Origin of the sequence: Croceitalea rosinachiae (genome assembly GCF_031846445.1) — a bacterium.
GTDB classification, from domain to species: Bacteria; Bacteroidota; Bacteroidia; order Flavobacteriales; family Flavobacteriaceae; genus Croceitalea; species Croceitalea rosinachiae.
In genome coordinates, this window is the sequence record NZ_JAVRHR010000003.1 from 1 (window position 1) to 12,288 (window position 12,288).

Below are 12,288 nucleotides of genomic sequence, written 5' to 3' on the forward strand. Positions count from 1 at the left end.
AATATGAAAGATAAAGATTAAACTCTTGGTAAATCTCCTTCTCCTTTTAATGGAAGATTGGAATTTCCCATCAAATATTTATCTATATGATGTGCAGCTTGTCGCCCTTCCGAAATGGCCCAAACAATTAGTGATTGACCTCTTCGTTGATCTCCGGCAACAAAAACACCAGAGATATTAGTCTGATAGTTGTTCTCGGTAGCCTTGATATTGGTTCGTTCGTCCATTTCAAGTCCAAATTGGTCCGCCAACGTTGTTTCTGAACCAGTGAATCCCATTGCTAACAAAGCCAATTCACATTTCCATTCTCTTTCGGTATTTGGAATTTCTTTTAACTTAGGTCTTTGACCAGGAATCATTTCCCATTCTATTTCAGATGTTATAAGACTCTTTAATTTTCCATCTTTGTCTCCAATAAATTTTTTGGTTGAAATACTGAAAAATCGTTCAGCGCCTTCTTTATGAGAAGAACTAGTGCGAAGCCGCATAGGCCAGAAGGGCCAAGGCTGATTGGCCGGACGATTTTCTGTAGCCATTGGCATGATTTCAAAGTTTGAAACTGAGTCGGCTCCTTGGCGAATTGAAGTGCCAATACAATCAGAGCCCGTATCACCACCGCCGATCACAACTACATCTTTACCGGTTGCTAAAATTTCTTTACCAAGGTCTTTAATTCCATCAACTCTGCGATTGTTTTGTGGTAAAAAGTCCATGGCCTGAACTACACCTTCTAAACCTGAACCTGGGATAGGTAAATTTCTTCTAACGGTTGCCCCTCCACAAAGTACAATTGCATCAAAATTTGATTTTAGGTCACTAGCTTTAATATCAACTCCTACATGTATACCCGTTTTGAAAATGATACCTTCTTCTTCTAAAATACCTAACCTTCTATCGATAACTTTTTTTTCCATTTTAAAATCGGGAATGCCGTATCTAAGTAGACCACCTACTTTTTCATCTCGTTCAAAAACCGTCACGGTATGCCCTGCCCGGTTTAGTTGTTGTGCAGTGGCTAATCCAGCTGGTCCAGAACCAATAACCGCTACTTTCTTGGTTGTTCTTTTTAATGGTGGATTAGCAGTAATCCAACCATTTTTAAAAGCATTTTCCACAATATTTTTTTCAATATTTTCGATAGAAACCGGGTCTTCATTTATTCCTAATACACAGGCTTCTTCACAAGGGGCGGGACATAACCTTCCCGTAAATTCTGGAAAATTGTTGGTAGAATGAAGAATACTTGTGGCTTTTTCCCATTTGCCTTGATATACCGCGTCATTGAAATCAGGGATAAGATTACCCAATGGACATCCACTGTGGCAAAAAGGAATTCCACAATCCATACACCTTGCGCCCTGGTTTTTAAGTTCTTTTTCCTTCAGAGATTTGGTAAATTCCTTGTAATTTTTAATGCGTTCATTAACCGGTATATGGCTTTCGTCTTTTCTTTTGAACTCTAAAAATCCTGTCGTCTTTCCCATCCTATTCGTTATTATAAAGTTTCTAACTTTTCTTTTTCCAATCGTACCAATGCCTGTCTGTATTCTTCTGGAAATACTTTAATGAACATTGGAAGAGAAACTTCCCAATTTTCAAGTATATGCTGTGCCAAAGGACTTATTGTAGCATTATAATGGTTTTCAATTAACTGTCTTAATTCTTGTATATCCTTATCTTCATCTACTTTAAGTAAATTCAAGGATTCGGAATTACACTTCTTTTTAAAGGTTTTATTTTTATTATAAACATAGGCAATACCACCGCTCATACCAGCACCAAAATTTCGACCTACTTCACCTAAAATGACAGCTATTCCACCCGTCATATATTCACAACCATGATCACCAATACCTTCGACTACTGCCTTAGCTCCAGAATTTCTTACACAAAAACGTTCCCCTGCTTTTCCATTAATATATGCCTCTCCAGAGGTAGCTCCGTAAAGTGTAACATTTCCCGTAATCACATTTTCTTCAGGCCGCAATGTAGATTTGTCAGGCACTTTAATCACAAGTTTCGCACCCGAAAGCCCTTTACCTAGATAATCATTTGTATTACCATTGACAATCATGGTAAGGCCCTTTGTAGCGAAGGCACCAAAACTTTGTCCAGCTGAACCGGAAAAATTAAGTTTCAGTGTGTTTTCAGGGAGGCCATCAGCACCATAAATCTTAGAAATTTCATTACTAATGATTGCTCCAACGGCTCTGTCAGTATTATGTATTGGAAAATCTAAAGTCGTCTTCTCTTTTCTAAATAATGCAGGATGTGCTTTTGCAATAATTTCAAATTCAATTGATTTTTCAATATTATGAACTTGCTGCTGGGTGTTGTAAAGCTTTGTTTCTTTTGTTACATCAACTTGATATAAAATTGGGGTGAGGTCAATACCGGCGGACTTATAGTGGTCGATAGCCTTTTTTCTATCTAACTTTTGAACTTGCCCTACCATTTCATCAACAGTTCTGAAACCAAGCTTTGCCATGATTTCTCGTAACTCTTGTGCAACAAAATACATGTAGTTTACTACATGTTCTGGTTTGCCCTTAAACTTTTTGCGTAATTCTGGGTTTTGCGTAGCGATACCCACTGGACAAGTATTCAAGTGACAAACACGCATCATAATACAACCAGAAGCAACTAGTGGAGCTGTAGCAAAACCAAATTCTTCTGCACCTAATAAGCAAGCTATAGCAACGTCACGACCAGTTTTTAATTGGCCATCACATTCTAAAACAATTCGGTTTCGTAAGTCGTTCAATACCAAGGTCTGTTGAGCTTCTGCAATTCCTAACTCCCATGGAAGTCCTGCATGTTTTAAAGAGGTCAATGGTGAGGCTCCCGTGCCGCCATCAAAACCAGAAATGAGAACGACATCTGCTTTTGCTTTGGCAACACCGGCGGCAACGGTACCTACACCAACTTCTGAAACTAATTTTACATTTACCCTCGCTTCCCTATTCGCGGATTTTAAATCAAAGATTAATTGTGATAAATCCTCAATAGAATAGATATCGTGATGTGGAGGTGGGGAAATCAACCCTACATATGGGGTTGAATTTCTTGTTTTAGCTATGGAAGGATTTACTTTTGGCCCAGGTAATTGTCCACCTTCTCCTGGTTTAGCTCCTTGGGCCATTTTAATTTGTATTTCTTGGGCATTGGTCAGATAATTAGAAGTAACGCCAAATCTTCCGGAAGCTACTTGCTTAATGGCACTGTTTCGCCAGTCACCTGACTGATTTTTGTAAAAACGTTCCGCATCTTCACCACCTTCACCAGAATTGCTTTTTCCTCCAATTCGGTTCATGGCAATAGCCAAATTTTCATGCGCTTCCTTACTAATGCTTCCGTACGACATGGCACCCGTCTTAAACCTTTTGACGATTTCTGTCCACGGTTCAACTTCTTCCAAAGGAATAGGGTCGTAATTTGAAAACTCAAATAAGCCCCTAATTGTCATTAGGCTTTTTGACTGTTCATTGACCAATTCCGAGTATTCTTTATAAGTAGTCTTTTCATTATTGCGAACTGCCTTTTGTAACTTGGCAATACTTAGGGGGTTGAACATATGTTTTTCCCCATCTCTTCTCCAGCGATACTCACCCCCAATCTCTAAATCTAAACTTGCGTCAACCTTGTCACGATTAAATGCCTTACGATGCCTTTTGGCTATTTCCTTTTCGATTTCGTAAAGCCCAATACCTTGAATTCTAGTCGGAGTGTTAGGAAAATACTGGTCAACAACTTTGGTGTTTATTCCAATACACTCAAACAATTGTGATCCTCTGTAGGAATTCAAAGTAGAGATACCAATTTTATTCATCACTTTAAGAATACCTTTTCCAACCGCCTTGTTGTAATTTTTTATGGCTTGGTCAAAAGTATAATCGGTAATTTTGTTTTCTTCAATTTGCTCTCCAATTATTTCATTGACCAAGTACGGGTTAATGGCACTCGCGCCAAAGCCAAACAATAACGCAAAATGATGTACCTCTCTTGGTTCGGCAGATTCTATAATGATACTTAAACGAGAGCGTTTTTTTAGTTTTCTTAGTCCGCTATTAACAAATGAGCAAGATAAAAGTGCTGGAATAGCCGCCATTTCAGCACTTACCATTCGGTCAGAAAGAATAATGATATTTGATCCTTCGTCAACTGCTTTAGATGCCTGTTTTAAAATAGATGCTAAGGCCTCTTCAAGACCGTTATGACCCTTGGCAATTTCATACAACGTAGAGATTGAAGTTACTTTATAGTCAGGACTACTATCATAGTTTTTGATTTTGTCTAAATCTTCTTTAGAGATGACTGGGTTTTGAATTTTAAGTTTGCGACAGTGTTCTTGAGTAAATTCAAAAATATTATGGTCGCTACCAAGTGTTAAGCTGATATCTGTAATCAACTCTTCGCGTATACCATCAAGTGGTGGATTTGTAACCTGAGCGAATAATTGTTTAAAATAATTATAAATCAGTTGTGGACGCTCAGAAAGTACTGCAATTGGCGTATCAGAACCCATTGAACCAATTGGTTCTTTGCCATGTTTTGCCATTGGCATAATAATGGTGTTGATATCTTCTTGAGTATAACCAAATGCTGAACGTCTCGTTTCTAAGGGAAACTCACCAAAAAAAACAGGACAGTCGTTATAGGGAATATCTTTTAAGTGAACTAGATTGTCTTTTAACCATTTTTTATAGGGATGTTTGGCGGCAATAGCCTCCTTTACTTCCTCATCATTTATGATTCGCCCTTCTTCCATGTTTACCAAGAACATTTTACCAGGTTCAAGACGACCATGGTATTGAATATCTTCTGGCTGTAAATCAACGACGCCGGTTTCAGATGACATAATAACGTATCCTTGCTTGGTCACTGAATAGCGAGAAGGTCGTAATCCATTTCTATCTAAAACAGCCCCAATATAGTTTCCATCGGTAAAAGGGATAGAGGCAGGACCATCCCAAGGTTCCATTAGGCACGAATTGTATTCATAAAAAGCTTTTTTGGCTTCAGACATTTCGTTATTTTTTTCCCATGCCTCTGGCACTAGCATCATCATAACTTCGGGTAAGGACCTACCAGTCATTAGTAGCAATTCTACTACCATATCCATACTTGCGGAATCTGACTTGCCAGGAAGTACGGTTGGGATAATATTTTTTATCTCATCTCCGAACCAATCGCTTTTCAGCAATTCTTCTCTAGAGCGCATACGTGCAACATTGCCCCTTAGGGTATTTATTTCACCGTTATGGCACATATATCTAAAGGGCTGTGCCAAATCCCAAGTGGGGAAGGTGTTCGTAGAAAAACGTTGGTGTACCAATGCTAATCTTGTTACTACTCTAGGGTCCAAAAGATCTTCATAGTACTTGCTAATGTCAATTGGAACAAGCAAGCCTTTGAATATGATGATTTTTTGAGATAAACTGGGGAGGTAGAAAAACTGACTTTGTGAGAGTTTTGATTTATTTATTTCATGTTCCGTTACTTTTCTTGCAATGAAAAGTTTAAGGTTGAATTGAAAATTATTTTCTTCACCACCATTACCAATAAAAATTTGTTTAACAAAAGGCTCGGTTTCAGCAGCAATTCGACCAGGAACAGATTTGTTGACTGGCACCGCTCTCCACCCTATAAGCTCTAATCCTTGTTTTTTGATGTTCTTTTCAAAGGTGTCAATGCAAAATTGTCTTTGATTTTCTTTTTGCGGAAGAAATACATTGCCAGTGGCATAATCTCCCGCTTTGGGTAATTCAAAATCACAGGCACTTTGAAAAAAATCATGAGGAATATCAATTAATATACCAGCCCCATCACCGGTTTTCCCATCTGAGCTTACGGCACCGCGATGCTCTAACTTGTCTAATATCTCAAGCGCTTTGTGAATAATGTCATTTGATTTTTTTCCTTGAAGACTGCAAATGAATCCTGCACCACAATTGTCATGTTCAAATTCAGGAAGATATAGCCCTTGTTTTTCTAACTTCATTGTTATGGTATTTATTCAAAAATATCATAATCAGTGAATAAAAATCAATGTTTCAAACGAAATACAGTAAAAAAATCAAGGATTGTAATAATTGGTTAAATAATATTCAAATTCAAAATATCAGCAAAACAAAATTGTGAATATGACAATAAAAAACAATTAAATATGCTTTAGAGGTCTTTATAATCCGTAATGGTAATTAAAAATGTTCAATAATGGGTTTACCGCACAAGTGAAGGTCCTATTTTTTTATAAAATGTAAAAACTTAGAAGTTGACCCCTTAAAAAATAGGGGGTCTTTAAATTTATACTTTTAGTATGCCTCTTGAAATTACAATTTTTTGAATTTCTGAAGTACCTTCATATATTTGTGTGATTTTGGCATCGCGCATTAAGCGTTCTACATGGTAATCCTTGACAAAACCATTGCCGCCGTGAATCTGTACAGCTTCTACCGCTACCTCCATAGCAGTTTCTGCAGCATATAATTTGGCCATAGCTCCAGAAATGTCATAGTTATTACCATTGTCCTTGTCCCAAGCTGCTTTGTAAACTAGATGCCTAGCCGCTTGAATTTTAGTATGCATGTCTGCCAACTTAAAGGCGATAGCTTGATGATTTGAAATTTCTGTGCCAAATGCCTTACGTTCTTTAGAATATTTTAAGGCAAGTTCATAAGCTCCAGCTGCAATTCCAAGTGCTTGAGCGGCAATACCAATTCGACCACCTGCCAAGGTTTTCATTGCAAATTTAAATCCAAACCCATCTTCCGCAATTCGATTTTCTTTTGGCACTTTTACATCATTAAAAAGCAAGGAGTGGGTATCACTACCCCTTATACCTAATTTATTTTCTTTAGGCCCTATTTCGAATCCCTTCATTCCTTTTTCGACAATCAAAGCATTAATACCTTTGTGTCTTTTTTCGACATTGGTCTGTGCTATTACCAAATAAACTTCGGCTGAGTTACCATTGGTTATCCAATTTTTAGTCCCATTCAAAATATAATGATCTCCCTTATCAATAGCAGTTGTTTTTTGAGATGTTGCATCGCTTCCTGCTTCTGGCTCAGAAAGACAAAAAGCTCCAATGATTTCACCCGTTGCTAGTTTTGTCAGGTACTTTTGTTTTTGCTCTTCTGTCCCAAAAGTTTCCAGGCCCCAACATACCAGTGAATTATTTACGGAAACTATGACGGAAGATGAGGCGTCTACCTTAGAAAGTTCCTCCATCACCAAAACATATGATAGTGTGTCTAAGCCGCTGCCGCCATATTTTGAATCAACCATCATTCCTAAGAACCCTAGTTCAGCCATTTTTTTCACCTGTTCAGCTGGAAATTCTTGAGCGTCATCACGTTCAATTATGCCTGGCAATAATTCATTTTGAGCAAAGTCTCTTGCCGCTTCTTGTATCATTAATTGCTCTTCTGAAAGGGTAAAGTCCATAATGTTGAGAATAAGATAAAAAATATGTCCAAAGATACGGTTTGAGTATGAATTCTTTAAGGTTTTTGAATGAAATACAAGAATTAGTTAATATGATAAAAAGTAGAGTTCTCATTGGGAGTTCTTTTTTCCAATCGCTATATTTAACTTATCTTGAAACTGAATTGTGAATTCTCGTTTTTCAAGAAATAACTAACATATCTACAAAACCAACTAAATAATGGAAACTATAGTAATTATTGTCTTTCTAGCTGGATACTTGGCTATTACCTTAGAGCATAACTTAAAAATCGATAAGCTGATTCCTGCGTTGGCTATGATGGCCATTTTATGGGCTGTTATTGCTCTTACCCATATGGACGTTTTTGAGGTCAATGCAGAACTTAAAAAGCTTGAACCAACCCATATTGACGAAATTTTACTTCATCATTTGGGCAAGACCGCTGAGATTCTGGTATTCTTACTAGGTGCGATGACTATAGTTGAAATTATTGATTATTTTGATGGTTTTGCAGCGATTAAGAGCTACATTAAAACAAGAAGTAAACGCAAGCTGCTTTGGATATTTTCAATTCTAGCTTTTATACTTTCAGCCATAATTGACAATCTGACTGCTACAATAGTCTTAATTACTATCCTTCAAAAGGTCATTAAAGATCGTGAGACACGACTTTGGTTTGCCGGTTTAATTATTATTAATGCTAATGCAGGTGGTGCTTGGTCACCAATTGGGGATGTTACTACAACAATGTTATGGATTGCTGGCAAAGTAGAGGCAGGTTCTTTAGTGACGAGAGTTTTGGTTCCATCTATTGTTTGTATGGTTGTACCTACCATAATCGCTAGTAGATTTAGGGTGTTTAGTGGTGAGGCGGATATTGAAGATACAGTTGGTTCTAAATCAAAATATGGCCCAACAATGCTTTATCTAGGTTTAGGGGCTATTGTCTTTGTACCTTTTTTCAAAACGATTACACATTTACCCCCTTATGTAGGTATGATGCTTTCATTGGCTATAGTGGCCACTTTTGCAGAAATTTATAGTAATGCAAAATTTAGTATTAGTTCTGCTATTGACGAGGATCATCATGAATCTGCACATCATAGCCCAGTTCATTCGGCATTAACTAAAATCGAGCTGCCTAGTATTCTCTTCTTTTTAGGTATTTTATTGGCAGTTGCTGCGCTTGAATCTTTAGGTATTTTATTCAACTATGCCGAGAGTTTAAATGCTGCCATTCCACAAACTGATATTGTTGTGATGTTGTTGGGTATTGGTTCTGCAGTTATAGACAATGTGCCTTTAGTTGCCGCAAGTATTGGTATGTTCTCTGAAGCAGGAGATAACCCCCTCTGGCATTTTATAGCGTATTCTGCTGGTACCGGAGGTAGTATGCTCATTATTGGTTCAGCTGCAGGTGTTGTTGCGATGGGAATGGAAAAAATAGATTTTTTCTGGTATTTAAAGAAAATTGCGTGGTTGGCATTTGTTGGTTTTGTTGCTGGAGCCATTGTATTTATACTAATGCGTGATTTTATTTTTTAGATATAATTTTCTGCGGAAATCCCCGTTATAAAGTCAATTAAAATTGGGGACCACTTATGACATTATTTCAAGATCAAACATCATCTGAAGATTTAGCCGAGGCTATCTCAGAAGAAAAGACATTATCCGTAGTTGACTTAATCCTAAACGGAGGTGCCGCTAGCACAATTATCGTCGTAGTACTTTTTGTGCTCTTATTCGTAGCATTGTATATCTACTTTGAAAGAACGTTTGCAATTAACGCTGCATCTAAAATTGATAAGAACTTCATGAATCAAATCCGTGACCATGTCATGAATGGTAAACTTGAGGCAGCTAAATTATTATGTGTACAAACTGACTCACCGGTAGCTCGCTTAACAGAGAAAGGAGTTTCAAGAATAGGGAAACCTTTGGACGATATTAATACTGCAATTGAAAATGCTGGTACGCTTGAAGTTTACAAATTGGAAAAAAATGTAAATATTCTTGCAACGGTTGCTGGTGCTGCCCCAATGATTGGGTTTTTAGGAACGGTTATTGGTATGATTTTGGCATTTCATCAAATGGCAAGCAGTGGAGGGCAAGCTGAAATGGGATCTTTGGCATCTGGTATTTATACGGCAATGACAACTACAGTCGCTGGCTTAATAGTAGGTATCATCGCATATATCGGTTATAATCATTTGGTCAATAGAACAGACAAGATTGTACATAAAATGGAAGCTAATGCGGTTGAGTTTTTAGACCTCTTGAACGAACCCATCTAGATTATCAACTATGAAATTGAAAGGAAGAAATAAGGTCAGTCCTGATTTTAGCATGTCTTCAATGACAGACATTGTGTTCTTATTGTTGGTTTTTTTCATGCTAACCTCTAATGCACCCAATGCCTTGGATTTACTCTTGCCAAAAGCCAAAGGCAAATCTACCAATACCCAGAACGTATCTGTCACCATTGACAAGAATCTAAAATATTACGTGAACAACGAACAGATTAACGGAGAATACATTGAAATTGAATTAAGAAAAGCACTTGAAGGTCAAGATAAACCTACTATTATTTTGAGGGCAGAAGAAAGCGTAGCTATAAAAGAGGCTGTAAACGTTATGGATATTGCCAATAGAAATAATTACAAAGTAATTTTGGCTGTGCGACCTAAGTAATGTCGTTTTTAAATACGAGACACAAGAAAAAATCATTCACACTTACAACACTACTGTTAAGTGTACTACTACTATTGCTTTTTTATATAGGATTGACCTATTTAGATCCACCTGAAGAAAGTGGAATTGCTGTTAATTTTGGTACTATGGATTTTGGCAGTGGTAATAAACAGCCAAAACAGAAAATTAAGTCTGAGCCTTTAGATATTCCAAAACCGCCCGAAGAAAAGAAGGAAGTTCAAGAAGAGGTAAAAGAAGTTGTAGAAGAAAAAATTGCGGAAGAAAAGGAGTTAAAAGAACAACCCACCGAAAAAGTATTGACTCAAGAGAGTGAGGAGTCTATAAAAATCAGACAGCAAAAAGAAGCTAAGCGCAGGGCAGATGCTGCGGCAGCTATAGCAAAAGCAGAGGCAGATAGAAAAGCGCAAGAAGAACGCGAAGCTGAAGAACGTCTAAAGCGAGAACAGGAAGCCAAAAAGAAAAAATTAGACGCCATGATGGGTGGTATCGGAAAATCAGATGGAACCGAATCAGGTAGTGAGGGTGATGATAACCAAGTTGGAGATAAAGGCCAACCCAGTGGCAATCCTTATGCGACTACATACTACGGTGCACCAGGTAGCGGAAGTGGAACAGGGGGCTATGGACTAAATGGACGCTCATTGGTCACTAAAGGCAAAGTGCAACAAGAATGTAATGAAGATGGCAGGGTAGTGGTAAAGATTGTGGTTGATAGAAATGGAAAGGTTATTAAAGCTACTCCGGGTGTAAAAGGAACCACAAATAATGCACCTTGTCTTCTTGAGCCCGCCCGTAAAACCGCTTTTATGCACAAATGGAACTTAGATGCCAATGCCCCCTCAAAGCAAGTCGGCTTTGTAGTGGTCAATTTTAAATTAGGACAGTAGTGACCTATAAAGAAGCACTAGATTGGATGTTTTCCCAACTTCCAATATATCAACAAAAGGGAAGTTCCGCTCTTAAAAACAAGCTTGACAATATTGTAAACTTTGCCCATCAATTGGGTAATCCTGAAAAAAAGTTTAAAAGTATTCATGTTGCAGGAACTAATGGAAAAGGTTCGAGTTGTCATATGCTCGCCTCCATTTTGCAAGAAGCAGGATACAAAGTAGGGCTTTATACTTCACCTCATTTAAAAGACTTTAGAGAGCGAATAAAAATAAATGGAAAGAAGGTTCATAAAGAATTTGTTAAAGATTTTATTGAAACACACCGACCTTTTTTTGAATACAACCAGCTTTCTTTTTTTGAGATGACCGTTGGTATGGCATTTGACTTTTTTGATAAAGAAAAAGTTGATATTGCAGTCATTGAAGTTGGATTGGGTGGGCGCTTAGATTCCACAAATATTATTAGTCCTGAAGTTTCATTGATAACAAATATTGGTTTTGACCACACTGATATTTTGGGAAACACTATAGAAAAGATTGCTATGGAGAAGGCGGGTATCATAAAACGAAATACGCCTATTGTCATTAGTGAAAGGCAGCCTCAAACAGAAATGATTTTTAAACTGATAGCAAATCAATTAAAGACCAACATTATTTTTTCGGATGAAAAAAAGCATGATTCATATAGTACCGATTTGTTAGGTAGCTACCAGCATCAAAACATAAAAGGAGTTGTAACGACATTAGATCAGTTAAAGGAATTTAAAATAACCTCCGGGCATATAAAAAAGGGTCTTTCCACTGTTGTCTCTAATACAGAGCTTTTGGGAAGATGGCAAATATTACAGCAAAAACCAACAGTAATATGCGACACGGCACACAATAAAGAAGGATTGACTTTGGTGCTGAAGCAACTTTTAAAGCAAAAATTTGAAGAGTTACATTTAGTCCTTGGTTTTGTTAGTGATAAGAATTTAAGTGATATTTTGCCTTTATTTCCTAAAAATGCCAATTATTATTTTGTCAAGCCTAATGTTCCTAGAGGATTAGATTCAAAAGACTTAAAAATTTTGGGTGAAGTGTATGGTTTGAAAGGGAAAGCCTATAGTTCTGTAGAAAAAGGATTGGATAAGGCAAAATCAAACGCTAAAAAGAAAGATTTTATCTATGTTGGCGGTAGCACTTTTGTAGTCGCAGAAGTAGTTTAATTTTTTCTGTTATTTTCTTTTAGGTAAA

At 37.3% G+C, this 12,288-nt stretch carries 8 protein-coding genes; 5 read left to right on the plus strand and 3 right to left on the minus strand.

Annotated features, from left to right (window positions below):
* Positions 1 to 17 precede the first annotated feature (17 nt).
* The 3 genes from RM706_RS12490 to RM706_RS12500 all read right to left on the minus strand — a co-directional run bounded on the left by RM706_RS12490 (position 18) and on the right by RM706_RS12500 (position 7,449).
* Positions 18 to 1,484, minus strand: a complete 1,467-nt coding sequence (locus RM706_RS12490; RefSeq protein ID WP_311352027.1) for a glutamate synthase subunit beta — start codon at positions 1,482 to 1,484, stop codon at positions 18 to 20.
* 11 nt (positions 1,485 to 1,495) lie between these two features.
* Entirely contained in the window at positions 1,496 to 6,001 is a 4,506-nt protein-coding gene (gltB, locus tag RM706_RS12495) for a glutamate synthase large subunit (protein WP_311352029.1), read from the minus strand.
* Between the two features lie 305 nt (positions 6,002 to 6,306).
* A complete protein-coding gene (locus RM706_RS12500; RefSeq protein ID WP_311352031.1) occupies positions 6,307 to 7,449 on the minus strand; it encodes an acyl-CoA dehydrogenase in 1,143 nt (380 codons plus the stop codon).
* Between the two features lie 220 nt (positions 7,450 to 7,669).
* Between RM706_RS12500 and nhaD the strand changes: the two genes are divergently transcribed.
* From nhaD to RM706_RS12525, 5 genes are read left to right on the plus strand one after another with little or no spacing between them, the layout of a single operon-like run.
* The gene (gene nhaD, locus RM706_RS12505) at positions 7,670 to 8,995 is read left to right on the plus strand and encodes a sodium:proton antiporter NhaD (protein WP_311352033.1); all 1,326 of its coding nucleotides are present in this window, start codon (positions 7,670 to 7,672) and stop codon (positions 8,993 to 8,995) included.
* Between the two features lie 56 nt (positions 8,996 to 9,051).
* Complete coding sequence (locus tag RM706_RS12510; protein WP_311352035.1) at positions 9,052 to 9,744, plus strand: MotA/TolQ/ExbB proton channel family protein; 693 nt, start codon at positions 9,052 to 9,054, stop codon at positions 9,742 to 9,744.
* 10 nt (positions 9,745 to 9,754) lie between these two features.
* Positions 9,755 to 10,141, plus strand: a complete 387-nt coding sequence (locus RM706_RS12515) for an ExbD/TolR family protein (protein WP_311352037.1) — start codon at positions 9,755 to 9,757, stop codon at positions 10,139 to 10,141.
* The gene (locus RM706_RS12520) at positions 10,141 to 11,049 is read left to right on the plus strand and encodes an energy transducer TonB (protein ID WP_311352039.1); all 909 of its coding nucleotides are present in this window, start codon (positions 10,141 to 10,143) and stop codon (positions 11,047 to 11,049) included. Before RM706_RS12515 ends, RM706_RS12520 begins: the two co-directional genes overlap by 1 nt.
* Positions 11,049 to 12,260: a bifunctional folylpolyglutamate synthase/dihydrofolate synthase gene (locus RM706_RS12525; RefSeq protein WP_311352041.1), complete on the plus strand. Its 1,212-nt coding sequence runs from the start codon at positions 11,049 to 11,051 to the stop codon at positions 12,258 to 12,260. Before RM706_RS12520 ends, RM706_RS12525 begins: the two co-directional genes overlap by 1 nt.
* Positions 12,261 to 12,288: the final 28 nt, after the last annotated feature.

Coding starts and splice junctions, on each gene's coding strand:
- RM706_RS12490 (WP_311352027.1), bottom strand. CDS start 1,484: ATGGGAAAGACGACAGGATTTTTAGAGTTCAAAAGAAAAGACGAAAGC.
- gltB (WP_311352029.1), bottom strand. CDS start 6,001: ATGAAGTTAGAAAAACAAGGGCTATATCTTCCTGAATTTGAACATGAC.
- RM706_RS12500 (WP_311352031.1), bottom strand. CDS start 7,449: ATGGACTTTACCCTTTCAGAAGAGCAATTAATGATACAAGAAGCGGCA.
- nhaD (WP_311352033.1), top strand. CDS start 7,670: ATGGAAACTATAGTAATTATTGTCTTTCTAGCTGGATACTTGGCTATT.
- RM706_RS12510 (WP_311352035.1), top strand. CDS start 9,052: ATGACATTATTTCAAGATCAAACATCATCTGAAGATTTAGCCGAGGCT.
- RM706_RS12515 (WP_311352037.1), top strand. CDS start 9,755: ATGAAATTGAAAGGAAGAAATAAGGTCAGTCCTGATTTTAGCATGTCT.
- RM706_RS12520 (WP_311352039.1), top strand. CDS start 10,141: ATGTCGTTTTTAAATACGAGACACAAGAAAAAATCATTCACACTTACA.